Raw genomic sequence first — 26,181 nt, 5'->3', positions numbered from 1 at the left:
GGGCTGTTTTTGCAAGCCAAATATTTAAAAAAAGTTTTTTTGCAGGCCATAAAAAGACCACTGTTTTGCTAACGCCAGAATGCCAACGGCACAGAAGTTAGTGAACACACACATAAGACTTGTGCCCACAGATTATCCACAAGGCAGTGGTCTTTTTCATGGGTTGAGAATACCGCCTCAACCCACTATATTGTGCCCATTCCAACGACGACAACTATATGTTGTGTTTTTCTGGTCAGGTAACCACACTATATAGTGTGGCCTGCCGGCACGAAAAATTGCGCCACAACATCACCGGGAGAAGGTTCACCTTATGAACAAACATTTGCTGGTTACCAAACGCGACGGCAACAAGGAGCCTATTGATCTGGACAAGATCCATAGAGTGATCACCTGGGCTGCCGAAGGCCTCGATAATGTTTCTGTTTCTCAGGTGGAGCTGCGCTCTCATATTCAGTTTTACGATGGTATTCGCACCGAAGACATTCATGAAACCATCATCAAAGCGGCAGCCGATCTGATCTCCGAGCAGACTCCCGATTACCAGTATCTGGCGGCCCGCCTGGCCATGTTCCATCTGCGCAAGAAGGCTTATGGCCGTTTTGAGCCGCCCCACTTTTACGATCATGTGGTGCGCCTGACCGAAATGGGAAAATACGACCAGCATATTCTGGCAGACTACAGCCGGGCCGAGCTGGAAACCCTGAACGATCGCCTGCATCACGATCGGGACATGAACTTCTCCTATGCCGCCATCAAGCAGCTGGAAGGCAAATACCTGGTACAGAACCGGGTAACCGGCGATATCTATGAAAGCCCCCAGTTCCTGTACATGCTGGTGGCCGCCTGCCTGTTCTCCAAATACCCGAAAGAGACCAGGCTGGACTATGTGACCCGCTTCTATGATGCCGTGTCCACCTTCAAGATTTCTCTGCCCACGCCCATTATGTCCGGGGTGCGCACCCCTACCCGCCAGTTCAGCTCCTGCGTGCTGATCGAGTGCGGTGACAGCCTCGACTCCATCAACGCCACTTCCGGTGCCATAGTGCGTTATGTGTCCCAGCGTGCCGGCATCGGCATCAACGCCGGTCGTATTCGCGCCCTGGGCAGCCCCATTCGTGGTGGTGAGGCTTTTCATACCGGCTGCATTCCCTTCTACAAGCACTTTCAGACTGCGGTTAAATGCTGCTCTCAGGGCGGTGTGCGCGGTGGTGCCGCGACTTTGTTCTACCCCATGTGGCACCTGGAAGTGGAATCGCTGCTGGTACTGAAAAACAACCGCGGCGTGGAAGAAAACCGCGTACGGCACATGGACTATGGCGTGCAGATTAACCGCCTGATGTATCAGCGCCTGATCAAGGGCGGTGATATCACCCTGTTCAGCCCGTCTGACGTGCCCGGCCTGTATGATGCCTTCTTTGAAGATCAGGCAAAATTTGAACAGCTCTATGTTAAATATGAAGCCGATGACAGCATTCGCAAACGTACCGTCAAGGCCATTGAGCTGTTTTCGCTGATGATGCAGGAGCGTGCCGGCACCGGTCGTATCTACATACAAAACGTGGATCACTGTAATACCCACAGCCCGTTCGATCCTGCCGTGGCACCGGTACGTCAGAGCAACCTGTGTCTGGAAATTGCGCTGCCCACCAAGCCGCTCACCGACATCAACGACGAAGAGGGTGAAATTGCCCTCTGTACCCTGTCAGCCTTTAACCTGGGTGCCATCGACAAGCTGGACGATCTGGAAGGCCTGGCCGATCTGGCCGTGCGTGCCCTTGACGCCCTGCTCGATTATCAGGACTACCCTCTGCTGGCAGCACAGAAAGGCTCCATGAACCGCCGTACTCTGGGCATTGGCGTGATCAACTATGCCTATTACCTGGCAAAAAACGGCGTAAAATACTCAGACGGCAGTGCCATCGGCCTGACTCACAAAACCTTTGAAGCCATTCAGTACTATCTGCTGAAAGCGTCGGTACAGCTGGCCAAAGAGTTTGGCCCCTGCCCGGCCTTTAATGAAACCACCTATGCTCAGGGCATTTTACCCATCGATACCTATAAGAAGGATCTCGATGTCATCTGCCAGGAGCCGCTGCATCTGGACTGGGAGGCGCTGCGGGAAGAGATCAAAACCACAGGCCTGCGCAACAGTACCCTGACAGCCCTGATGCCGTCCGAGACCTCCAGCCAGATCTCCAATGCCACCAACGGCATAGAGCCGCCCCGTGGTCTGGTGTCGGTCAAGGCGTCCAAAGACGGTATTCTCAAGCAGGTGGTGCCGGAATATGAGCGCCTCAAGGGTCAGTATGAGCTGCTGTGGCAGATGCCCGCCAACGACGGCTACCTGCAACTGGTGGGCGTGATGCAAAAGTTTGTGGATCAGGCCATTTCTGCCAATACCAACTATGATCCGTCGCGCTTTGAGGGCGGCCGTGTGCCCATGAAGCAACTGCTTAAAGATCTGCTCACGGCTTATAAATTTGGCCTCAAGACCCTGTATTACCATAACACCCGTGATGGTGCCGCTGACGCCCAGAACGATATGCAGGAAGATGATTGTGCCGGTGGTGCCTGCAAGATTTAAGGCGTCATCACTGTCAACTTATCAAGGCGGGAATCATTCCCGCCTCTTGTGCGCAGCCTGTGCGCCTTGGATTGCGGAACGAGAAAAATGTCTTACACCACTTTCAGTCAAATTCAGAATGATCATATGAAAGAGCCCATGTTCTTCGGTAACCCGGTGAACGTGGCCCGTTATGATCAACAAAAATATGAAATTTTTGAAAAGCTGATCGAAAAACAGCTGTCTTTTTTCTGGCGTCCGGAAGAAGTGGATGTATCTCAGGACAGAATCGACTACCAGGCACTGCCGGATCATGAGAAACATATTTTTATCAGCAACCTGAAATATCAGACGCTGCTTGACTCCATTCAGGGCCGCAGCCCTAACGTGGCCATGTTGCCACTGGTATCTATTCCTGAGCTTGAGACCTGGATTGAAACCTGGGCTTTCTCCGAAACCATTCACTCCCGCTCTTACACCCATATTATTCGTAATATCGTTAACGATCCGGCCAAGGTGTTTGATGATATCGTTGCCAACGAACACATTCAGAAACGTGCCAAAGATATTGCCCGCTATTACGACGAGCTGATTGAGTACACCAACTTTTACCATCTTTATGGTGAAGGCGAGCACGAGATTAAAGGCCAGAAAGTACAGGTTAACTTGTATGAGCTGAAGAAAAAGCTCTATCTGTGTCTGATGTGCGTCAATGCCCTGGAAGCCATTCGCTTTTACGTCAGCTTTGCCTGTTCGTTTGCCTTTGCCGAGCGTGAGCTGATGGAAGGCAACGCCAAAATCATCAAGCTGATTGCACGGGACGAAGCGCTGCACCTGACCGGCACTCAGCATATGCTCAATATTCTGCGCAGCGGCGATGACGATCCTGACATGGCGCAGGTAGCCAAAGACTGCGAGCAGGAGTGTTTTGATCTGTTCAAGGCTGCCGCCATTCAGGAAAAGGAATGGGCCGCCTATTTGTTTAAAGATGGCTCCATGATAGGCCTGAACAAAGACATTCTGTGCCAGTATGTGGAATACATCACCAACCTGCGCATGCAGGCGGTAGGACTGGAGCCGGCCTTTGAGGGTGCCAAGCAAAACCCTATTCCCTGGATTAATGCCTGGTTGTCGTCTGATAACGTACAGGTGGCTCCTCAGGAGGTAGAAGTCAGCTCCTATCTGGTGGGTCAGATTGACTCACACGTCAGCCATGACGATCTGGGTGATTTTGAGCTGTGAGCAAGGTACACACTCAAGACATCTGTTTTGAACTGCAAGCAGGGGAAACCCTGCTTGACGGCCTTGAGCGCACCGGTCACGCCATTGAATATCAGTGTCGGGGTGGTTATTGCGGCTCCTGCCGTACTTCTCTGATCACAGGCCGGGTGCGCTATCAGCAAACACCGCTGGCTTTTGTGGCCAGTGGTGAAATACTGCCCTGCTGCTGCCGGCCTGAAGGCGAAATTCAGCTGGATGTTGCCTTGGCCTGTGTTAAAAAACAGGCCTGACTCAGTTCTGCTGCGAACGCTCTTGCGGCGCAAATGGATGCCAGCTCAGCCGGCCGTTCTGTTCAAAGGACTTTTCCCGTTCACACACAAACCAGTGCCCGCCCATTTCAATCACAGCGCCCTTTGAATAGCGCTTGTCTTCAAAATAACACACCGGCTCGGTGCCCGTGGCCAGATTCAGCTCCACCGGTACGCTGGTGGTTGAAATAGTATTGGCCAGCGCCATTACCGGCAGCAGCGCACTCAGTATCATCCATTTCATGATGTTTTCCCCGTTACTGTATCACGGCTTTTATTCTAACATTGCTTTCCGGGCCAACGCTTGCTTTTCCGGTTTGCCTTGGCTAGGGTACTGAATATTATATTTTTTCACTTTGGGTTGGTTTGTTTTGTTGGTACTGCCGGTGGCAGCTGATAAAGGAGACATTGCCTTGAAGTAATTTTTTCGCCGTGACCATGTTGTAACTCTCGTCATCACGACATGTTTGCGCCGGCAAAAGGGAAAACGGCACCTTTTTGCAGGCGGGAATTAACGGAGCCAAATCATGAGCAAGGAAAAAGTAAAAAAGAAGGCCCAGAAAACCCTGAAAGAGAAACGTCAGGAAAAACGCGATAAGCGCAATAACGCAGAATAATATCAGTAAAGGGCACTTACAGTGCCCTTTTTACCTTTCAGTCAAAATACCACTCCCAACGCAGCGTCTTGATCAGCCCTTGCTGCCATTCCACGGTCACTGTCTCGGTTGTTTCCACTGAACCATATTGCCAGCGCCGGTGATCACGACTGGCCGGCTTGCCTAAATGCTGTGTCATGCCGTGACCATCGGAGCCGGGCTGCAAAAATTCAGGTAACGCGGGATGCGGTTTGCTTACCAGCAAATAAATGGGCATGCCATCAGGACGCGACGCTTTACTGGATAAATAAACCTGAGCTTCAAGCCCCGGGCAAGACACTGTTTCAATCTCGTCAATCAGTCCGGGAACATGCGGATTTTCCAGCTGCCGGTAAGTCAATACCGGCTGTGCACAGGGTAAGCTGAGCACTCTGCCGGCCACCTCATCCAACCGGCTTAACGCGCGCTCCTGAGAGCTGGCGCAACCGGTCAGCAACAGTACAAAAACTGTGCCGCAGCAGAATGCATGCATAAGTCTGTCTCCTCGAAAATAAAGGGGCTGATCTGAATATAAATGTCTTTTTAGCGGTCTGTGTGGCCATTATAGAAAGAGGGTGCATCCATGAGTAATGACAAAGGGCATAAAGTGCCCGGACACCGCCTGGCCCGAATCGGCCACCTGGCATCTCTGGCAACCCGGGTAGCCGGTGGCATGTTGGGTGAAGGGGCGAGGCAATGGTCCCGGGGTCAGCGCCCCAGTGCCCGGGATCTGCTGCTTACGCCGGCCAATGCCCGCCGGGTAGGTGATCAGCTGGCCCGGCTGAGGGGAGCTGCCATGAAAGTGGGACAGCTGCTGTCGATGGATGCCGGCGATCTGCTGCCACCGGAGCTGGCCGATATTCTGGCCCGGCTGCGGGCTGAGGGCACTCCCATGCCTGCATCACAGCTGGCACAGGTACTTAAGCATGAGCTGGGAGAGGACTGGCAACGCCATTTCAGTCACTTTGAATTTCGCCCCATGGCTGCTGCATCCATTGGTCAGGTGCATCAGGCCTGGGCTGATGACGGCGAACATCTGGCGGTAAAAATTCAGTATCCGGGCATTGCCGGCAGCATTGACAGTGATGTGAGTAATGTCGCAACCTTGCTGCGCATCAGTGGTCTGGTGCCCGAGGGAGTAAATTATCAGCAACTGCTTGATGAAGCCAGACAGCAGCTGCATGCTGAAGCCGACTATGTTCTTGAAGCTCGTCAGCTTGAGCGCTTTAATCAGCTGCTGGCGGGTGATGAACGTTTCATTCTGCCCAGGGCTCGTACTGATATCAGCACAGAGCGGCTGCTGGCCATGAGCTTTGTGGATGGTAAACCTGTTGAGTCTCTCGGGAATGAACCGTTAGAAAGACGCAACCATATTATGGCATTGCTGTTTGAGTTGCTGTTTCGCGAATTATTTGAATTTAACCTGGTGCAAACCGATCCCAACTTTGCCAATTTTCAATATCAGGATGAACGCCTGGTACTGCTCGATTTCGGTGCAACCCGTGAATATGCCCCGTCATTTGGTGACGGCTACCGCCGTCTGTTCTGTGCTGCCCTTGACCATAATGAGCAGGCCATGACAGCCGCGCTTACCGATATCGGTTTTTTCAGTCAGCAGATTATTCCCGAACAGAAACAGGCGATCATTCACATGGTGCAGCTGGCCTGCGAACCCTTGCAGCAGAACGCGCCTTTTGATTTTGGCAACAGCACCCTGGCCCAGCGACTGCGTGATGCAGGCACAGCCATCAGCATGCAGCAAAACTACTGGCACAGCCCCCCTGCCGATGCATTGTTCTTGCATCGCAAGATTGGCGGCCTCTATTTACTGGCGGCCAGACTGGGAGCCAAAGTGAATGTAAGGCAACAATTACAATCCTGGCTATAAATGCATAACAAGATAATTGCCAAGTACTATATCCACAGATAGAGTGAGAAATTAAATGCTTTACCTGGTCTGAACATAAGTGACGGATATCTCGCCAAACCCAGTACTGATAGAAAGGCTGATGCATACCGGCCTGCTTACCTGCAGCCCGGACACTCCCCTGCGTGAGGCAGCAGAGCGAATGGCATCCCGTCGCTGCAGCTCCATTCTGGTACTGGAGCACAATGTTGCCGTGGGCATCTGGACCGAACGGGACAGCCTCAAGCTGGATTTAAGCACCTCTGCCAGTCTGGATGTGCCCATTCGCAAAGTCATGAGTCAGCCAGTGCGCAGCCTGCCCCAGACCACGCCGGTAAAAGAAGTTGAGCAGTGGTTCAGAAATCATCAGTGCCGGCACTTATTAATTACCGACGACAGTGGCCTGCCGGCCGGCATGGTGTCACAAACCGATATAGCCCTGAAACAGGGTCTTGAGCCTTATCTTGGTTTACGCCGGGTAAACGATGCCATGAATACCACCCCGCTGGTATTGCCGGGCATCATGTCTTTGGCAGCTGCTGCCGGTGAGTTACTCAGACACCAGCAGGACGCCGCCGTCATCACCTGCTCGGCGGTGCAACTGGGTATTATTACCGAGCGTGATATGGTGAGGGTCATTGCTCGCCATGCCGGTAATACACCGGTGGGAGAACTGGCCAGTAAACCGCTGTTTTCTGTTGCTCCGGGTGATACGCTGCTGCACGCACGGGACCTGATGATAGATAATCAGGTACGGCATCTGGCAGTACTGGAAAACAATAAAGTAGTGGGGCTGCTGGGTTTTCGGGAAATCATAAATGGGGTTGAATACCGCTACCTCAAAGAAATGCAGCAATTGTTGCAGGAGCGGGATCAGGCGCTTAATACCTCGCGGCTGAATTTGCAGCTGGCGGAACGAGTGATAGAAGCGTCGCTGGAAAGCATAGTGATTACCGACGCTGAAAACCGCATCGTGTTTGTCAACCCCTCCTTTACTCACACCACTGGCTACAGCGCCGAAGAAGTAATAGGCCGTACCCCGGCCATGCTGTCTTCCGGCCGGCACGATGCTGCTTTTTATCGTGACATGTGGAAAACCATTAATGAGCGCGGGTACTGGCGCGGTGAAATCTGGAACCGGCGCAAGAGCGGCCAGCTCTATCTTGAGCTGCTGACCATTACCGCCATTCACGATGATGACGGTCATACCACACATTTTGCCGCCCTGTTTACCGATATTACTCATATCAGGGAAAACGAAGACAAGATCCGGCGTCTGGCCTATTACGATCCGCTTACTGGTCTGCCCAACCGGCGTTTGCTGGAAGACAGGCTGGAGCTGGCTATTCGCCATGCAAACCGTAACAAGCAGCACCTGGCGCTTATCTTTCTTGATCTTGATCACTTCAAGCAGGTTAACGATACATTGGGCCATGCTGCCGGTGACGAGCTGCTGCTCGATGTTTCCCGGCGCATTCGCATCCGCCTGCGGGAAGACGATACTCTGGCGCGACTGGGCGGGGACGAATTCATTGTGCTGCTGCCCGAGCTGAATGAGCCGGAAGAAGCCAGCCGTGTCGCTCAGCGCCTGATCGATACCATTGCCGAGCCTTTCAAAATAGGCCCCCATGAATTTCGTATCGGCTGTAGTCTGGGAGTCAGCCTGTATCCTGATGACGCCGGCTCTGCCGAGCAGCTGTTACATCAGGCCGATGCGGCTATGTATCAGGCCAAACAGGAAGGCCGTAACGATTATCGTCTGTTCAGTAAACATATGAATCACCAGCAGCACAAGCTGCTGGCCATGGAAACGGCACTGCGCTACGCCGTGGAAACCGGCGAAGGCTTGAGTGTGCATTATCAGCCACAGGTGCGCCGTGACGATCGCAGTCTGGCCGGAGCCGAGGCACTGGCCCGCTGGCATCATCCCGACTTTGGTCCGGTTTCTCCGGCAGAATTTGTTCCTCTGGCAGAGCGTGCCGGCCTGATGGTACCACTTGGCATGACGCTGCTGAACAATGTTGCCAGCCAGCAACGACGCTGGCTGGATCAAGGATTAATACCGGTGCCGGTATCGGTCAACCTGTCGGCACAGCAGTTCTGGCAGCATAACCTGCTGGTGCAGTTCCGGCTGCTGCTGGCGGAGCACCGGCTGCCGGCCGGGCTTATTGGCATAGAGCTGACCGAAAGCGTGCTGCTCGACAAGCAGCAGCAGGCCATTCCTCTGCTTTATGGCCTGCGCGAGCTGGGATTCAGCATTGCCATCGACGACTTTGGCACCGGCTACTCCTCATTAAGTTATTTACAGGATCTGCCTGTGGATACGTTAAAAATTGATCGCAGCTTTATTCAGCGCCAGGAATCCCGCAGCAGTAATGCCATTCTGGCAGCGGTCACAGGCCTTGCCCGGGAGCTGGACTATAAAGTGGTGGCGGAAGGGGTGGAAACTGAAGCACAGATGGAGACACTGACGCGTTACCCCGTGGATTTAATTCAAGGATATCTCACCGGCCGGCCCGTGACTGCTGATGAGTTTGCCGAGCGCTGGCTCAGCAAACAAACCTGCCGGAACTGAGATGATGGTTACAGGGCAACAGCACGGCCAATAAATTGAACCGGCCCGGTAAGCAGCCCCGTGGGCGAGCCACCCGGCTGCTCAAGGGTCAACTCAAACAACTGATTCGGTGCCAGCGGCGGCAGCTCATCCAGTGTGGTGTGCAGCGGCTGCCCCGGCTCCACCAGTCCCAGAGATACCGGTGCCGGCCAGTCTGCTCCCTTGGTCCAGAATTGCAGCACCCTGTTTGCCGGTATGCTGGTGACTGCCAGCGGAAGCAGCTGAACCTCCCGCCTGTTGCTGGCTCGCACCAGCCAGCCCGGTGTCTGCTGCTCGGGGGCAATCAGTACCACCACGTAAGCCGGCTGTGGCGCAGGCTGAAACAGTAACAGCACCGCCACCAAAGCACAGGCCGCCATACTCACGCCCTGCCAGAGCAATATGTGCTGCCACCAGCGACGCTTTGGTTCAGCCGGGCGTAATGATTCCAGCATATCAATACTGCGCCTGATCCTGGGCCAGAGCAGAGATGAGGGAGCCACCGGCTCAGCAAGTGCTGCCAGGGGATGCAGCCGCTCTTCCCATTGCGCCACCACATGCTGCAGGCGTTCATCCGTCTGCAGCCGCTGCTCCAGTTGCTGCCGCTCTTCTGCAGACAAGGTGCCCAGCACATACTCACCGGCCAGAGCATACATTGCAGCATCAATTGGATGCACCTAAGCAAAAAAATATTTTGTACTAGCGCTGCAGGCTTTCAAGCAGGCCGCTGCGCCGCTCAACACGGCGGGCAATAGCCTGTTCAAATACGTTCCGGCCCGGCTCCAGCAAGGTAAAATGCTGGCTGGCCCGGGTAATGCCGGTATAAAGCAGCTCCTTGGTCAGCACCGGATTCAGCGCCTCGGGCAGGATCAGCGCCGTATGTTCAAACTCCGAGCCCTGAGACTTGTGCACTGTCATGGCAAACACGGTTTCCACCTCGCTCAGCCGGCTTGGCAGCACAAAACGCAGCTCGTTACTGCCGTCGTTGCGGGCAAACGCTACCCTGAGCACGGCGTGACCGTCTTGTTCCGGCAGCCGCAGAGCAATGCCGATGTCGCCGTTCATCAGCCCCAGGCTGTAATCATTGCGGGTCACCAGCACGGGCCGGCCTTCATACCAGCCTTCAGCAGCGCTGAGCAGACCGCGCCGGTGCAACAGACCGGCAATGCGCAGGTTCAGCCCTTCCACCCCCCAGGGGCCGCGGCGCACCGCACACAAAAGGCGAAAACGATCAAAGGCCGTCAGCACACTGTCGGCCCAGTCATGCCAGGCGTTATCATCAAAGGCGGTATTCACAGCCGGGCGGGTGTTGTTCAATACTTCCAGATAATGGCCGTAGCCCAGCGCCTTACCTCTGCCACCATAAAGCAAACGGTTCAGGCTGCTGTCCTGCTCGCCCTTTATGCGTACCGAGGCAATATCGTCATACTGGCCCAGCAAGGTCCGGGCCAGCGTCGCCTGCTGGCTGTTTACTGCCTCCGCCAGCCGGCCAATGCCGGAGCCACCGGCAAAGCGGCGGGAATAGCGCAACATCAGCACCCGCTGGGCCAGCGCGTGGCGCTCTGAATCTCCGGCCAGCAGTGACGGATGAGCCACCTGTTCACCACTGACCGCTTCCAGCCAGGCTTTGCGCTCCGGAGTATAGAGTCCCTGCTCGGCCTGACTGCACAAGTCTCCCAACAGCGCTCCCGCTTCCACTGAAGCCAGCTGATCCTTGTCTCCCAGCAACAACAGACGGGCATGCGCCGGCAGGGCCATCAGCAGGCTGTGCATCATTTCCAGATCAATCATGGACGCCTCATCCACCACCAGCACATCCAGCGGCAGCGGATTCCCTCCATGATGACGAAAATGCCGGCTGCCAGGCACACTGCCCAGCAGGCGATGCAGGGTGCTCACTTCCGTGGGAATATGAGCGCGTACCGTTTCATTCACCGGCAGCCTGACTACCTGATTACCAATAGACTCGGTCAGCCGGGCCGCCGCCTTGCCGGTGGGTGCCGCCAGCCTGATGCGCAACGGCTGGCTGGCGGTGCCCTGCAACAACGCCAGCAGCCGCACCACAGTGGTGGTTTTGCCGGTACCGGGGCCGCCGGTGATCAGGGTAAAACCACTGCTGGCGGCCAGGGCACAGGCCAGCTTCTGCCAGTCGGTCTGGCGCTCGCCATTAATTCTGAGCGGCTCGGGAAACAGCCGCTCAAGCCAGACGGGCAGATCATCGGGCACGTCCCTGTCATCTCGAATACGGGCCGCCAGCGCTTCAGCAACTCCCTGCTCATAACTCCAGTAGCGGCGCAGATAAAGCCGTTCACCACTGAGCACCAGCGGTCGCTCCGCTTCTCCCTTGGCCGCTATAAGCGGACTTTGTGCCAGCGCCTGCTGCCAGTCACTCAGGGTCAGTCCGGCCAGCCACAAAGACGGCAGCCAGGCATCCGCCAGGCCTTCTTCTCCTTCCGGTGGCAACGACAGGGCAAAGTCCGGCTCGGCCAGGGTGGCCGCCAGGTCCAGACACACATGGCCATGACCAAGCTGGTGGCTGGCCAATGCCGCCGCCAGCAGGACACGCGGATCTGCGCCTGGCACCTGCTCAGCCAGAAAGCCCGCCAGGGCGCTGTCCAGGGCTCTGAGCCAGCCAAGTTCCACCCATTGCTGCAGCAGGGACTGCAGCTCCTGTATTGACGTTTTGGTGGTGATCATGACCCGCTCTCCTCGTTCTGCTCGCCGTAAAACAGCTGGTTTAAGGTTTCAATCAGCACCTTGGGTGGGCGCTCGAACCAGCCGGCACCGGGGCTGCGCACAAAGGCATACAGGGCTCCCCCCATGTGGGTGTCATAGTCATAATCAGGCAAACGCAGCAGCAGCTGGCGGTGCAGCGCCAGCACATAAAGCACCGCCTGCAGATCGTAACGGTGGCGAATCACCTGGTTTTCCATGGCCGCCCGTGTGTAATCACCGTCGTCGGATCCCAGCCAGTTCGACTTGTAATCCACCACGTAATAACGCCCCTCATGCTCAAACACCAGATCGATAAAGCCCTTGAGCATGCCGTTCAGCCGGCCGGGGGCCAGCTCGGGCCGCTCCCGCTCAGGCAGAACATGCTGACGTATCAGGCCGTCAAGGGCCGGAATGTGCACATGGCTCACTTCCAGCCAGAATTCCAGCTCAGGCTGACACTGCTCCAGTTGCTGCAGCGCCGGCCCGCCGGCAAACAGGGGCGTGCTCATCAGCCCCAGCAACCAGTCAGTGAGTGGTGTGGTCCATTCCGTCATGCCTCTCAGCTGACAGCGCCGCGCCAGCTGGGTGGCCAACTCCTCGGGCCGGGCCGCCAGTCCCTCATTCAGCGCCAGCTCCAGCAAACCGTGTAAAAAGGTGCCCGCCGCCGGTCCGCGAGGAAAGCGGTGCAGCCCGGGCGTTTCACCGGGGCGCAGCGGCACAAAGGGGCGTTCGGTGTCGTCATCACCGCTTTTTTCTGCTTCGGGCCGCTCCGGTGAGGCATCGTCAAAACGCCGGCCGGCATCGTTACGGCTTAATAAAGCGCTGTAGGAGGCTATCCACCAGTGCTCCGCTGCCGGCCGTCCTGGCTCGGCCCATACCGGCTCAGCCACATCGTCATCACAAGCCTGCAAGAGCGTCTTATTGGCCTCGGGAGCGGCGCACAGGGCGGTATCGGCGCTTTCCAGCGGCTGCAGCCACTGGCTCAAGTTACCCGCAAGTGTGGCACCGCCGCCCAGCAGCCGGCCAATGGCCGAGTCATGCAGGCGCGAGTGTTTGCTGTTGCCCACACCAATATCGGCCAGCCCCAGCCAGCAGGCGTGGCGGGCCCGGGTGAGCGCCACATAGAGCAGGCGCAGGTCTTCTCCCAGCCGCTCCCGCTCGGCCCGGGCCTTTTGCTCATCGGTGGGGCTCAGCACCAGCCGCTTGCGGCCGTTTTCATGCAGCTGCACCGCGCTGCCTCTGGCCCCGCTTTCACGAAAACTGCAGATAAAGGGCAGAAATACCAGCGGATATTCCAGTCCCTTGGACTTGTGAATGGTCACCACCCGCACCAGGGCGGCATCGCTTTCCAGCCGCAGCACCTGCTCATCGGCGGCTTCCCGCTCACCGTTAATGCACTCGGCCAGATGGCGGATCAGCGCCTGCTCGCCATCCAGGGTGGCGGCGGCCTGCTGCATCAGCTCCGCCAGATGCAACAGATTGGTCAGCCGGCGCTCTCCTTCCGTGTCCTGCAGCAGCCGGGCCGGCAGCTCAAAGTCGTGCAGCAGCCGGTGCACCATGGGCAGCACGCCCTGGCGCTGCCACAGCCGGCGATAATCCCGAAACTGCATGACCCTGGCTTCCCAGTGGCGCTCGTCCTGATTCAGCCGCTCCAGCTCCGCCAGACTCAGCCCCAGGCTGGCGGTGGCCAGCGCGGCTCTGAGTTTGCCGTCCTGCTCCGGCGCGGCGCAGGCCTGCAGCCAGTGCAGCACATCACCGGCCTCGGGGCTGGCAAACACCGAATCCTTGTCGGACAGATACACACTGCGCACGCCCCGCTCCGCCAGTGCCCGGCGAATGGCCTGGGCTTCACGAAAGCTGCGCACCAGCACGGCCATGTCGCTGGGTCTGACCGGCGTAAAACCGTCTTCGCCGGCAAAACCGGCCCGGCCTTCACCGCCCAGATTCAGCAAGTGCGTCATATGGCTGGCACAGCGGGCCGCCATGTCATTCACATAGGCACCGCCGGAAAAGGGCTTGTCGTCCTCGTTATCGAGCTGCCACAACACCAGCGCCGGCCAGGGATTATCATCACACTGCCACTGCTCACTGCGGCCTCTGGCCTTGACCGGCATAAAAGGCAGCGGATTCTGACCGTTCTCACGAAACAGAAACGCCCCCTGCTCATGGGCTTCGGCTCGCTCGAACAAGCGGTTCACCGCCGACACCATGGTGCGGGAGGATCGAAAGTTGGTGTCCAGGGTGTAGTGCCGGTCTTTGGTGGCTGCACGGGCGTCCAGATAGGTATAAATATCCGCCCCACGAAAGGCATAAATAGCCTGTTTGGGATCGCCAATCATAAAGAGGCCGCTGTCGGCATCGTTATCGGCCACACGGTAAATGGTGTTGAAAATACGATATTGCAGGGGGTCTGTGTCCTGAAATTCGTCGATCAGTGCCACCGGAAACTGCCGCCGAATCACCTCGGCCAGTCGCGGGCCGTTTTCGCCGGCAAGCGCATCATCCAGCCGGGTGAGCATGTCATCAAAGCCCATTTCCGCCCGCCGGCGTTTTTCCAGCTCAAAGCGCGCCCGCACATGCCCGGCGGCATGGCGCAGCGGGGCTTCCAAAGGCGCGGCCAGCGCCGTCAGCTCGGCGGGCAAAGTTTCCATGGCGGCAAAAGCCGGGTGCTCGGGCGCGGCGGCCGTGTCTTTCCAGGCTTCGGTAATGCCGCTCTGGCTCAGGCGATAAAACGCCGCCTCCGTTAACGGCAGCACCAGCTCGTCGCTGCTCAGCCAGTCCCGAATAACACTCAGCCAGCCGTCGGTACGTTTGGCCTGCAGCCACTTGCCCTGCACCTGCTTGGCGGCAATGGCGGTTTGCAGCAGCTGCTCTATCTCGTTCACCCACACTTGCCAGGGCGCTTTTATCGCTCTGAGCCTGGCCTCACGCTCATTCAGCCGGGTGGTGAGCAGCTCTCCCAGCTCGCCTGGCACCTGCTCCGGCTCGGCTAACAGCGGGCGTACCTTATGCAGCAGGGTATCAGGGGTTTGCCAGTGGGCTATCACCCAGTCTAGTGCCGCACCGCTCAGGTCATAACAGTGTTGTCGCCAGTAATCCCGCACCACTCCGGCCAGCAGCTCGCTGTGATCGGTCTGCAGGGTCTGGGTAAAAAGGCTGCCGCTGTCAAAGGCATGCTCACGCAGCATGCGCTGACACCAGCCATGAATGGTGGACACCGCCGCCTCGTCCATCCACTGGGCGGCAATGTCCAGACGGTGAGCGCAGCCCGGCCACTGCCCGGGAGCAAAGTCGTCTCTCAGTGTGCGCAGCAGATCGTCGCCATCGGTTTCCTTGCGAAAGACCGCAGCCGCTTCCACCAGCCGGCTGCGAATGCGATCGCGCAGCTCCTGAGTGGCAGCCTCGGTAAAGGTGACCACCAGAATTTCCGGCGGCAGCAGCTCCCGTTTAAACCCCTGCTCACCGCCATGGCCCAGCACCAGCCGCAGATAAAGAGCCGAAATGGTAAAGGTTTTTCCGGTGCCGGCACTGGCTTCAATCAGCCGGCTGCCGTGCAGGGGAAACGTCAGCGCCAGCGGACGCGATGCATTCATGATGAAGTCTCCTGTGGCTGAGGGCCATATTCCAGCAGCGGCCGGTACAGCTGCTCGCTGATGCGGATAAAACGGCCATCGGCCTGCAGAGCGTCAAAGTCGGGAAACTGGCGCGCCAGAACACCGCTCTCGGCCCGCTCGCCGGCATAATGAAAATCGTCGCCGTTATAGGTTTTGCTGGCAGCCAGCTCCGCTTTGGCGGGGTCTTTTTGCTCAAGGGCACTCATGGCGGTTTTCAATGCCACCGGCAGCGGGGCCGTCATGCCCGCCTGCAGGGCGTCAAGCCACTGCTGCACCAGGGTGAGTGCCGTGCTCTGTGGCAGTGGCGGTGCCTGCAGGGTGACGTCTTCACCCACCAGATACAGACTCAGTTCAATGCCGCTGGCACAGGCCACTGTCTGGGCCACAAAGGCGTGTAACAGCCGGTGCCAGCGCACACTTTTACCACTTTTCAGATCGCCCGGCTGCAGTTCAATCAGCACCAGTTGTTCACCTTGCCGGCGCAAGCCCCCCAGCCAGCCTTCCAGCTGCAGCGCGCCATGGCTGACCGACAGCGGCAACGGGGATTCCAGCAAGTCAGGCCAGGCATGACAAAGGGCCTGGTAGCGGCTTAGTTGCTCCGGCAATGATTCCAGCATCTCGGCCCGCAGCCGCTCACCAAAACCCGCCAGCGGCAAACGCCCCTGCCCCTGCAGCCGGCGGGCGGCGGTATTCAGGGCGTCATTCACTTCATCGGCCACGGCGGCGGCGTTCAGCAACTCCCGTTTGATCATGTAGCGCTCCAGGCCGTCGAGACCGAAGGGCTCTTCGTCCTGACGGGCGGCGGCGTCCTGCTCCAGTATCACCTTGAGCCGGCGGGCAAAAAAAGTGGCCACGGGCTGGCGCAAAAATTGCTGCAGCTGCTCCAGCGTGACCGGGCCATCGGGTTGCCATATTGGCAAGGCACTTTCAATGCCAGCCGCTGCAGGCTGTGCCACCCACTCACGGGCATAGCTTTGCAGGTCACTGCCCTGGGTAAAATAGCGCCGGCTGAAGGGCTGCAGCGGATGCTCGGTGGTCATGGCCTCCAGCAGGGGGCCGCCGTTTTCCAGCTGCCAGCCGCTCAGGTGATCCCGCAGCTGCCCCACCAGCACAGACGGCGGCCGCTCGGTATTGTCGCGGATACTGCGTCCTACCCAGCTGATATAAAGCCCGTCCCGGGCCGACAACAGGGCTTCCAGCATCAGGTAGCGATCGTCTTCCCGGCGGGAACGATCCCCGGGCCGGTAGTCTTGCCCCATTAAATCAAAGTCGAGCGGGGTCACGCTACGCGGGTAGTCGCCGTCATTCATGCCCAGCAGACACACTCGCTTAAAGGGAATGGCGCGCATCGGCATCAGGGTACAGAAGTTAACGGCACCAGCCAGAAAACGCTGACTGAGCCGACCCTGATCCAGCGCTCCCAGCCAGGCTTCCCGCACCACGGTTAAGGGCAGTGGCTCGCTCAGCGCTACCCCGTCACAGAGTTCATGCCAGTGCTCCAGCGCCTCGGTCAGGCCGGCCAGCAGGCTCTGCTCCCGCTCGTTTTCCGGCTCAAAAAATTGTGCCAGCAGGCCATGCAGCACCACCGCCCAGTCGTCAGCAGCCATGGCATCACTCAGGTTATGATGCAGGTGGTCAATGGCATTCAGCAAGTTGGCCAGAGGCCCTATTATGGCCGCATCCAGGCCGCCGATTTCATCATAGGGCTCTATGCCGGCCCAGGCATCCCCGGCACCCACCGCATAACCCAGCAACATACGCCGCAGGCCAAAGCGCCAGGTGTTCTGCTCCAGACCATCGGGCAGCCCCAGTCCGGCCCGGCGCTGAGCATCCAGGCCCCAGCGCACACCGGCACCTTCAATCCAGCGGCGCAACACCGGCAGGTCGGCATCGGCAATGCCAAAACGCCGGCGCAGGGCCGCCACCTCCAGCAGATCGAGTACTTCACTTACCTGCAGCCGGCTTTCCGGCAGGCGCAGCAAATGCTCCAGGGCAATCAGCAGCGGCTCACAGCCCCGGCTGCCCTGATCCGCCAGGGTAAAGGGAATAAAGCGATCATCGTCGCGCTCATACTGGCCAAACACCGCCTGAATATGAGGAGCATACACATTAATGTCGGGCACCATCACAATAATGTCTCGCGGGCGCAAGGCCTTGTCCTGCGAGAAACGGGCCAGCAGTTGATCGTGCAGAATTTCCACTTCCCGCTGGGGGCTGTGGCCGATATGAAACTCGATACTGAGCTGTTCTTGCGTCAGCGGCGACCAGTATTCACGGCTTTCTGCCGGCGGGCGCAAATTAAGAATGTCGTCCTGCAGCTGGCCCAGCAGGTGACTGGTATCGCCGTTATCAAACAAATCAATACGGCTGCCAATGGCATTAAAACGGGCACGGTAGCTGTCGGGATCATCCAGGCTGTCGAGCAGGTTGATATAGTCCCGCCCCTGCTTGCCCCAGGCCGCCAGCAGCGGGTGCGCATGCTGATGCAGCTCGGTGTCGTTCAGCCCCGGCGACTGGCCGGCCTTGCGGGCATGGCGGCGGTACTGGTGCCGCAGCAAGTCCTGATCCGGCACTATGTCGCCCCAGTGATGCTGGCAGGGGTTGTGTACGCACAGCAATACCTGAGTAAAGCGGGCCATGGCTGCCAGCGCTTCCAGGGTTTGTGCTGGCAATGAGGAAATGCCAAATACCACCACCCGGCGCGGCAAACCGGCAGGCCTTTGTTCGCAGCGGCGCAGCTGCGCCACAAAGCGCGGGTGCACCCCGGCCCGGCTGCCCGCCAGCTCCTGCTCGCCCACATCGGCAAGCAGGGCCCGCCACAGCGCCGGCTGCCAGCGCACGGCGTCGTCCAGCGGCTGCTCGCCCCGGCGGCCGTGGATCATGATGTCCCGGCCCTCAGCCCAGGCCGCCAGCCAGTCGGCTCTGTAAACCTGATACTGATCAAACAAGTCCGCCAGCCGCTCCGCCAGCTGATAGCGCTTGCGGCCGTCACCGTCGTCATGCAAAAAACGTTCAAGGGGTGCAAACACAGCCTCGCTGCACAGCCCGGGCAAGAGCCGCATCAGCCGCCAGGTGAGCGGGGCTTTGTCCAGCGGCGACAAGCGCGGAATGGTGTCGCTGCCCAGCACAGCGCGATAGCTCTGCCACAGAAAACGAGCCGGCAGGTCAACCTGCACCGCAGCGGCAATGCCGCCACTGTCGCGGGCGGCCAGGGCCAGCTTAAGCCACTGAGCGATACCATTGCTCTGCACCAGTACCACTTCGTTTTCCAGCGGGGCCAGGGGGTAGCGCCGCATCCAGGTGACGGCCAGCGCTCTCAGCTCCTCCAGGTGGTTGCCATGTACCACCATCAGCCCCGGGCTGAGGCCGTTTTCATTCTGCATTGCGAGTCCTTGTTTCCCGTGCGTGACACCTATCATAGTGCCGAATGAGCGCGACATTAAGCGTCGTCCGCCACCATGGTTAAAAATGCCGCCCGGTGGCCATCAATTGCCAATGGCCGGCAAATGGTTACAATCCTAATCTTTTGCGCTCACGAAAAAGACGGTCCGATAATTTTCAGGCCCATGGAATAACAATAACAAGGAGTCACTTATGACAACAAAACCGCAGCACAGCGTGCATTTGGGCGACGTTGACCGAAGTTTGCCTCAACATCCACTGCAGCCAAATAAAGTGCCGGACACCCGCATCGACCGCTTCACTTTCTTTTCGGTTTTGTTCATTCTCGCTGCGGTCACCCTGCCTCTGGTGCTGTTTCCGGAGCAAGGCGCCAGCTGGGTGGCACAGGCCAAAACCTGGATCACAGACACTTTTGGCGTCTTTTATCTGGCACTGGGACTGACCGCCGTGCTGTTTGTGATTTACATTTCGTTTTCGGATATTGGCAGTATCAAGCTCGGCAAGCCCGAAGACGAAATGGAATTCAAAAACAGCTCCTGGGCAGCCATGATGTTTTGCGGCGGCATTGGTGCCAGCATTCTGTACTGGGGCATTATTGAATGGGCCTATTATTATCAGGGACCGCCTTTTGGTTTGCAGCCGGGCACACCCGACGCCATTCGCTGGGCGGCCACCTACGGAATTTTTCACTGGGGGCCGGTGGCCTGGTCCATTTATCTGATCCCGGCCATTCCCATTGCTTATTTTGCCCATGTGCGCAACTCGCCCCGCCTGAAGGTGAGCCAGAGTCTGGCCCCCCTGTTTGGTGAAAGCTTTGCCTGCAGCAACTGGGGCAAGCTGGTGGATGTGTTTTTTGTCTTTGGCATGATTGGCGGTGGTGCCACCACTCTGGGGCTGGCCTCACCCATGGTCACCGAAGGCCTGCATGAGCTGTTTGGCCTGCCGGTAAATAACTGGAGCCGGGTCATGGTGCTGCTGGGCACCACGGCACTCTTTGCCTGGAGTGCATGGCGCGGCCTGAAAAGCGGTATTCAGCTCTTTTCCAACATCAACTTTTATCTGGCGCTGGCATTTTTGGTGGTAGTACTGTTTGCCGGCCCCACTGGTTTTATTCTGAATACCGGACTGGAAAGCATTGGCCGTTCACTGACTCAGATGATTACCATGATGACCTGGACCGAGTCGTTTGGTCCCTTTGCTGAGCATGGCTTTAACGAAACCCGCTTTGCCAAGGACTGGACCATTTTTTACTGGGCCTGGTGGCTGGTATTTGCCCCTACTGTGGGGCTGTTTATTGCCAAGATATCCAGAGGCCGTACCATTCGCCAGATGGTGGTAGGCTCCATTTTCTTCGGGTCTTTGGGCTGTGCTGTTTTTTTTATGATCCTGGGCAACTATGGCCTGTATATGCAGCTGTCCGGTGAACTGGATATTGTCGCCATTCTGAATCAGCAAAGCCCGACCGCGGCCATTTTTGCAGTACTGAACACCCTGCCGATGAGCTGGCTGATGGTGGCCGTGTTTACCCTGCTGGCCATTATTTTTACCGCCACTACCTTTGATTCCATTTCCTTTATTCTGGCCTCTGTGGTGCAGCGGGAAGTGGACGGCGAGCCGCACCGCTGGAACCGGCTGTTCTGGGCCTTTACCCTGTGCTTTATGCCAGCGGTATTAATGTTCCTGGGTGGTTTGTCGACCCTGCAGACCGCGTCCATTTTTGCCGGCGCACCGCTTATCGTCATCATGGCCATGATGATGATCTCCATTATCAAGGCGGCCAAATACGATCTGCACTATCAGCCGGATTATTCCCTGAAGACCATTCACATTGAGGAGCTGCCCGAAACTGCCCCCTGGGAGCAGGGTGAAACCTCGGAAGCACCGGAAGGCTCTGTGCTGGCCCAGCAGGCAGAATATGATGAAATGCGTCAGCAGCAGGAAGAAGATGCTGAAAAGATCACACCGCTGAAAACCTGATTAATCAGCCGGCGTTGCTGTCGCTGGTCTGGGCCATGGCTTCCACCCGGGCAAATTCCACGCCCATGGTTTGCAGCTGCGCCTTGCCTCTGGCGGTGAGATCCGAGATAAACAAAAACTGCTGGCGAGGATCCATGGGGTAGGCCTTGATGCGATAACGGCTGCCCCAGGGATGATCTTCCATCACCACCACAACGGGCCGGCTCAGCTTGAGATAAGGGCTGGACAGCGCCACCTCATGCAATATCCGGCGCACCTGGTAAGCATCGTGCGCCGTGGCCAGATAAAAGCTGGCCACGCACATCAGGCTGGCACCGCCGTTATTGGCATTGCGGATCAGTCCGTTCCACAGTTTTAAATGGGGCACCACCACGACGGTGTCGTCGGGGGTCACCATTTCTACTGCCCGCAGGCCAATATGGCGCACCTCGCCATAACAGCCATCCACTTCAATCCAGTCCCCGGGCCGGTAAGGCCGTTCATAGGCAGCCACCACACCGGCAAACAGACTGCTGACATAATCCTTGAGGGCAAAACCCAGCGCCAGCCCCACGGCCCCGAGAATAGCCACCATATTACGCAAAGAAGGCTCAATCAGCAGGCTGACTATCCAGCCAATGGCCACCGCCACCACCAGAATACGCAACGTGGGGATCAGCGCCAGCACCCAGTGCCGCCGCCGGCCGTGCAAACGGGCTGCCAGCATGGGCAACAGGCGTTGAATAAGCCAGGCCAGCAGCAGCACCACTGCCACCACAAGAGCCAGCTCAATCAGCAGTCCGGGGGTTATACTACGAAATAAATTACGGACTTTTTCCGCATCCAAAACGCGCTCCTTGCTAAAATTCGTCGAGACAATGATCCCGGCCGGCCAGAAACTCCCGCACTTCACCATACGCCACCGGACTGATATGCCAGCGGGTTTGCTCTCTCGCTACCAGCCCGGCCGCCAGCATTCTGAGCAAGCTGGCGGCCAGCTGCTCCGGTGCCAGCATGGGCAGCACCTGTTGCAATGCCGCCTCATTCAGCCCGCCATGCAACAGCAGAGCATAGAGCACAAAACCTTCGTTATCGTGCATGCTGGCCGGAATATGAGGCAGCGGCGGCTGTTCAAGCTCGGCTTTCCACAGCGCCAGCGCCACACCGGCGTTGCCCCGGGCGCGGGCGGCCAGCCGGGTGAGCTGACGCTCAGCGCCTTTGATGCCAAGTTCACGCAACAGACCGGGCGTCGCCGGAGCAAAGCAATAAACGGCGCTCAGGCCCGGATCAAAACCCTGGGTGATAAAACGGTAAGTCCAGCTGTTACACACCACCAGGCCGGTGCCAAAGGCTCCCTGTACCAGCTGCATCAACAGGCAGCGTAAAAACCTCATGCCAGTGGCGGTACGCAGAAAGTAGCGGCTGATATCATCAATCAGCCAGGGACCGCGTACCTGCTGGCTTTGCCACCAAGCTTCCACATCAGCGCTGACCAGCTGAGTGATAGTAGGCGGCTGCAGACAAGGCCATTGTCGCCATTCTGCCCAGTCCCGGGCAATGTCGGCGGTGGCACTGAAAGGAGGATCCAGTAAAAAACGCACTTCCCGGGTTTGGCCCGGCCAGCCTTTAAGACCATGATCCAGCGCTTTTACTGCGGGCGTGCGGTTAAAACCGGCATAGTCTGGCAGCGTGCTGCCATTGTTGGTATCGGACTCGTCGGTTATGCCAAACACCCGCTGCAACTTGTGCCAGCTGCGCTGCAGCCGGGTGCTGGCCGGCGGCTCCGGACACTGAAAGTCACTCAGTAATATTAATCGCCAGTGGCCATTGGCAGCCATAATTCAGTCTCCTTACCAGTGTGATCATCTGCCTTGAATATGGGCTGACCGCTTTTAGTATAAGAGCGATACTCAGGCCGCCACGGAATAATATTTCATCCAGCCCAGCAACAGACCTGCAGCACCCAGGCCCCAGACCAGCGTTGCGCCTGCCAGCGTAGTAAATAAACTAAAACGATAGCTGAACCAGTATACCGCCAGCAAATAAGCGGCATAAGGCAGCAAGGAATACAGACCAAACAGCGCCGTTACCCTTAAATCCGCCATGGTTCGTTCTGTGCCCACCAGATAATGAGCAATCAGTGCAAAGGTGGGAAACAAAGGCACCAGCCCGGCAATAAAAAAGCTTTTGGACCGGGACAGCAGCGCAATCAGCAGTACCGCCAGCGCCCCCAGTAACGATTTCAAAAACAGTGATAACACTCTCTTCCTCCGGTCAGCCGTGCCTGGGCTGCTGCATTAAAACTGTTTCAGCATGCTTTCATCATACTGTTCGGCATTCAGGGTCACCCCGTGCTGTTCAGCCAGCGTGTTCAGCTCAGCCTGCTTGTCTGCCAGCTCATCCATGACAATGGTATTGTCATCCAGCTGCCACAGCTGGCGCGAGCCGGCATAACAAAACTGCAGTATCTGCATGGCGGTTTCATTGCCTTCGCGGGCAGCCGCTTCCACCTGCCGCCGTTTGCGGGCAATCTTGTTCAGCCGCTGTTTCAGATCCCACACATACACAACCTCGGTCATAAAAGGGTGCTGACGAAACCGGCTGAGCCCGGCCCCCACCAGCAGCGCTGCAAACACCACTCCCAGCAGGTTCCAGTGAAAGTGACTGCCATCGGCATCGGGGAAAAACGCTATCAGCAGCTGAGAAATAGCCAGACTGAGCACGGCCAGTACCAGTGCAGACCCGATAAACACTTTATTAAGATGCCCTCGGTAGCGCTTTTTATCTATCTGTTTAAGTTTCATAACCACCTGAAAAATTAATTAAAACCGGCTGCATTATAAGCGCGCCCGGCCCTTCTTGCTAATGCGCCGGGCCTTGCTCCAGCACGGCAATAGCAGTAACATTCGCGCCTTTTTGCAAAGGCGCTGCCATGATCGGATTTGACTACGGTACATCAAACTGCGCTGTTGGTGTCATGGACGGCAATCGCCCAATGATATTGCCGCTGGGTAAACACGGCCGCTATATCGCCTCCAGTTTGTATGCCCCCAGCCGTGAGGTGATCGTCAACTGGCTGCATCGTCAGCTGCCAGCAGCCGAACAACATCACTTCGCCCAACAGCGCCGGCTGCAGCTGCAAAAAGGTCAGGCCGAGCTGAACGAGCTGGCGCTGGACGGTATTTCCGGTGAACTGTTCTTTGGCCGCGATGCCCTGAACAGCTATCTGCAGGAGCCCGATGAAGGCTACTACATCAAATCACCCAAGTCGTTTCTGGGGGCCAGTGGCCTGCTGCCGGCGCAGATTGAGCTGTTTGAAGACATAGTCGCAGCCATGATGAGCAATGTGAAAACCCTGACCGAGGCCAGCCTGGGCAGAGCCGTGACGCAAACCGTCATTGGCCGGCCGGTTAACTTTCAGGGCCTGCGCGGCGAAGAAAGCAACGATCAGGCATTGGCCATATTGACCCGGGCCGCCAAACGGGTGGGCTTTAAGGAGGTCGAATTTCAGTTTGAACCGGTGGCGGCAGGATTTGAATATGAAGCCAGCCTGAACAAGGAAACCCGGGTTCTGGTGGTGGACATTGGCGGCGGCACCACCGACTGCTCCATGATACTGATGGGGCCACAGCAGGCACAGCGTGAAGATCGCAGCCGGGATCTGCTCAGCCACAGTGGTGAACGGGTGGGCGGCAATGACTTTGATATTGCCTTTGCCCTCAAGGGAATCATGCCGGCCTTTGGCCTGAACAGCCTGCTTGCCAGCGGAAAAACCATGCCCGCCAACAGCTACTGGCAGGCGGTGGCCATTAACGATATTCATCAGCAAACCGGGTTTTACAGCGCCGCCAACCGCCGCCTGCTGCAACAACTGGAGCGGGACGCGGCCGAGCCCGCGCTGGTAAGCCGCCTGCTCAGGGTGCAAAAACACAAGCTCAGTTACCGGGTGGTTAACGCCGCCGAGCAGAGCAAAATTGCCTTTACCGAGCAGACCCGCCAACGGATTGAACTGTGCGATATCGATAATAATTTAAGCCTTGAACTAAGCCGTGATGACTTTGCCCAGGCCTGCCAGCGCGAGCTTGGCCGTATTACCAGCCTGATGCAAAGTGCCATTACAGAGGCAGGCACTCAGCCTGAAGTGGTGTTTGTTACCGGCGGCACGGCCAAATCGCCGGTGCTGAAGCGTTTTTTACAGCGGGCGTTTCCCCACACTCCCATTGTGGTTGGCGATCATTTTGGCAGTGTTACCGCAGGGTTAACCCGCTGGGCCAGGCGAATTTATTGCTGACAGAGTATAAAAGTTACAAATTTAGCCGGAACTGCCCTACCGCATCCACTATCTGCCGGGCACCCTGCTGTATATCTCGCATGACATTACCCGAGTCACTGGACAGGGTGAGAGCCTGCTGTGCCCGGCTCATGCTTTCTTCTATCAGAATAACCACCTGCTCGGTCAGCTTGCGGTTCTCCGAGACCATGGTAATGATTTCTTCGGTGACCGAACTGGTGCGGGCCGCCAGATTGCGTACTTCGTCAGCCACCACGGCAAACCCTCTGCCCTGCTCGCCGGCACGAGCCGCTTCTATGGCGGCATTCAGTGCCAGCAGATTGGTCTGATCGGCAATACCGCGAATACTGCTGACCAGCTCGGCCACACGCTGCGACTGGCTGTCCAGCTCTGAAATACCGGCACTGGCGCTGCTCATCTGGCTTGAGAGCTCATTCATGATACTGATGGTGGCATCGATCACCTGCATGCCCTTGCGCGTATTTTCATCGGTGGCTTTGGAAATATCATAGGCAATATCAGATGTTTCGGCGGTAGCCAGCTCGCGGTTCACCTGTTCGGTTATCACAGTGGCAAACTTTACTACCTTATAAAGCTCACCGGCTTCGTCGTGAATGGGGTTATAAGAGGCTTCCAGCCAGACCACATTGCCCCGGCTGTCAAGACGGCGAAACCGATCCGATACGTATTCGCCCGAACGCAGCTGCTGCCAGAATTGGCGGTAAGCATCACTGTGCACCTCCTGCTCGTCACAGAACAGCTGATGATGTTTGCCGATGATTGGCTTGATATCCCAGTGACTGGTGCAGATTCTGATTACTGTAGGTGATCATCCCTTTGCAGTTCAGGGTGAAGTAAATCATTTGAGCACCCAGATCTCGCCGCATGTTATGAAAAATATTCAGCTCTGCCTCAAGCTCACTGATGCGTTTTTGCAACCTTTTACTGTTAAACATGCTTTGCCGCCATGATAG

Annotated in this window: 19 protein-coding genes; 7 read left to right on the top strand and 12 right to left on the bottom strand. The window is 57.3% G+C overall.

The annotated features are described in order from the left end of the window. Positions 1–313 precede the first annotated feature (313 nt). From nrdA to yfaE, 3 genes are all read left to right on the top strand, one after another. Positions 314–2,587 (top strand): class 1a ribonucleoside-diphosphate reductase subunit alpha, encoded by a 2,274-nt coding sequence (gene nrdA, locus N2M06_RS06670; protein WP_019933926.1) that lies wholly within the window; start codon positions 314–316, stop codon positions 2,585–2,587. Positions 2,588–2,674: 87 nt separating this feature from the next. Beyond that, on the top strand, positions 2,675–3,808 hold the full coding sequence (gene nrdB / locus N2M06_RS06665; RefSeq protein WP_019933927.1) for a class Ia ribonucleoside-diphosphate reductase subunit beta: 1,134 nt from the start codon (positions 2,675–2,677) through the stop codon (positions 3,806–3,808). Next, positions 3,805–4,077 carry a class I ribonucleotide reductase maintenance protein YfaE gene (gene yfaE, locus N2M06_RS06660; protein WP_019933928.1) on the top strand — a complete coding sequence of 91 codons (273 nt, stop codon included), beginning with the start codon at positions 3,805–3,807 and terminating at the stop codon, positions 4,075–4,077. The genes nrdB and yfaE overlap by 4 nt, the downstream gene beginning before the upstream one ends. A gap of 1 nt (position 4,078) precedes the next feature. On the opposite strand, the gene N2M06_RS06655 is transcribed toward yfaE, so the two are convergent. Then, positions 4,079–4,339, bottom strand: a complete 261-nt coding sequence (locus N2M06_RS06655; protein ID WP_245541378.1) for a DUF1496 domain-containing protein — start codon at positions 4,337–4,339, stop codon at positions 4,079–4,081. Positions 4,340–4,749: 410 nt separating this feature from the next. Then, entirely contained in the window at positions 4,750–5,223 is a 474-nt protein-coding gene (locus tag N2M06_RS06650) for a hypothetical protein (protein WP_019933931.1), read from the bottom strand. A gap of 90 nt (positions 5,224–5,313) precedes the next feature. Here N2M06_RS06650 and N2M06_RS06645 point away from each other — a divergent pair, with 90 nt between their 5' ends. Next, positions 5,314–6,618: an AarF/ABC1/UbiB kinase family protein gene (locus N2M06_RS06645; protein ID WP_346351999.1), complete on the top strand. Its 1,305-nt coding sequence runs from the start codon at positions 5,314–5,316 to the stop codon at positions 6,616–6,618. Positions 6,619–6,739: 121 nt separating this feature from the next. Continuing rightward, positions 6,740–9,211, top strand: coding sequence for an EAL domain-containing protein (locus N2M06_RS06640; protein WP_346351998.1), 2,472 nt, complete (start codon positions 6,740–6,742; stop codon positions 9,209–9,211). Positions 9,212–9,219: 8 nt separating this feature from the next. Here the strand turns inward: N2M06_RS06640 and N2M06_RS06635 are convergent, their stop codons facing one another. Genes N2M06_RS06635 through recC form a run of 4 tightly spaced genes read right to left on the bottom strand, consistent with a single transcriptional unit; the run spans position 9,220 to position 18,941 of the window. Further along, positions 9,220–9,885 carry an anti-sigma factor gene (locus N2M06_RS06635; RefSeq protein ID WP_346351997.1) on the bottom strand — a complete coding sequence of 222 codons (666 nt, stop codon included), beginning with the start codon at positions 9,883–9,885 and terminating at the stop codon, positions 9,220–9,222. A gap of 43 nt (positions 9,886–9,928) precedes the next feature. Continuing rightward, entirely contained in the window at positions 9,929–11,926 is a 1,998-nt protein-coding gene (gene recD / locus N2M06_RS06630; RefSeq protein ID WP_346351996.1) for an exodeoxyribonuclease V subunit alpha, read from the bottom strand. Beyond that, the gene (recB, locus tag N2M06_RS06625) at positions 11,923–15,537 is read right to left on the bottom strand and encodes an exodeoxyribonuclease V subunit beta (protein WP_019933938.1); all 3,615 of its coding nucleotides are present in this window, start codon (positions 15,535–15,537) and stop codon (positions 11,923–11,925) included. Before recB ends, recD begins: the two co-directional genes overlap by 4 nt. Further along, positions 15,534–18,941 carry an exodeoxyribonuclease V subunit gamma gene (recC, locus tag N2M06_RS06620; protein ID WP_346351995.1) on the bottom strand — a complete coding sequence of 1,136 codons (3,408 nt, stop codon included), beginning with the start codon at positions 18,939–18,941 and terminating at the stop codon, positions 15,534–15,536. Before recC ends, recB begins: the two co-directional genes overlap by 4 nt. 211 nt (positions 18,942–19,152) lie before the next feature. Between recC and N2M06_RS06615 the strand changes: the two genes are divergently transcribed. After that, entirely contained in the window at positions 19,153–20,937 is a 1,785-nt protein-coding gene (locus N2M06_RS06615) for a BCCT family transporter (protein WP_346351994.1), read from the top strand. 4 nt (positions 20,938–20,941) lie between these two features. On the opposite strand, the gene N2M06_RS06610 is transcribed toward N2M06_RS06615, so the two are convergent. From N2M06_RS06610 to N2M06_RS06595, 4 genes are all read right to left on the bottom strand, one after another. Beyond that, positions 20,942–21,763 carry a mechanosensitive ion channel domain-containing protein gene (locus N2M06_RS06610; RefSeq protein WP_346351993.1) on the bottom strand — a complete coding sequence of 274 codons (822 nt, stop codon included), beginning with the start codon at positions 21,761–21,763 and terminating at the stop codon, positions 20,942–20,944. A gap of 13 nt (positions 21,764–21,776) precedes the next feature. Continuing rightward, complete coding sequence (locus N2M06_RS06605) at positions 21,777–22,754, bottom strand: hypothetical protein (protein ID WP_346351992.1); 978 nt, start codon at positions 22,752–22,754, stop codon at positions 21,777–21,779. A 72-nt stretch (positions 22,755–22,826) separates the two neighbouring features. Then, positions 22,827–23,177, bottom strand: coding sequence for a GlpM family protein (locus N2M06_RS06600; protein WP_019933943.1), 351 nt, complete (start codon positions 23,175–23,177; stop codon positions 22,827–22,829). 36 nt (positions 23,178–23,213) lie between these two features. After that, a complete protein-coding gene (locus N2M06_RS06595) occupies positions 23,214–23,720 on the bottom strand; it encodes a DUF3087 domain-containing protein (RefSeq protein WP_019933944.1) in 507 nt (168 codons plus the stop codon). 128 nt (positions 23,721–23,848) lie between these two features. Between N2M06_RS06595 and yegD the strand changes: the two genes are divergently transcribed. Next, positions 23,849–25,207, top strand: coding sequence for a molecular chaperone (gene yegD, locus N2M06_RS06590; protein WP_346351991.1), 1,359 nt, complete (start codon positions 23,849–23,851; stop codon positions 25,205–25,207). Between the two features lie 13 nt (positions 25,208–25,220). Here yegD and N2M06_RS06585 read toward each other — a convergent pair whose 3' ends face one another. After that, positions 25,221–25,946, bottom strand: coding sequence for a methyl-accepting chemotaxis protein (locus N2M06_RS06585; RefSeq protein WP_346351990.1), 726 nt, complete (start codon positions 25,944–25,946; stop codon positions 25,221–25,223). Between the two features lie 10 nt (positions 25,947–25,956). Further along, positions 25,957–26,163 carry a hypothetical protein gene (locus tag N2M06_RS06580; RefSeq protein ID WP_346351989.1) on the bottom strand — a complete coding sequence of 69 codons (207 nt, stop codon included), beginning with the start codon at positions 26,161–26,163 and terminating at the stop codon, positions 25,957–25,959. Positions 26,164–26,181: the final 18 nt, after the last annotated feature.

Origin of the sequence: Oceanimonas sp. AH20CE76 (genome assembly GCF_039654065.1) — a bacterium.
GTDB classification, from domain to species: Bacteria; Pseudomonadota; Gammaproteobacteria; order Enterobacterales; family Aeromonadaceae; genus Oceanimonas; species Oceanimonas smirnovii.
The sequence above is the reverse complement of the archived record's forward strand: the minus strand, read 5'-3'. Positions and strand labels throughout refer to the sequence as shown.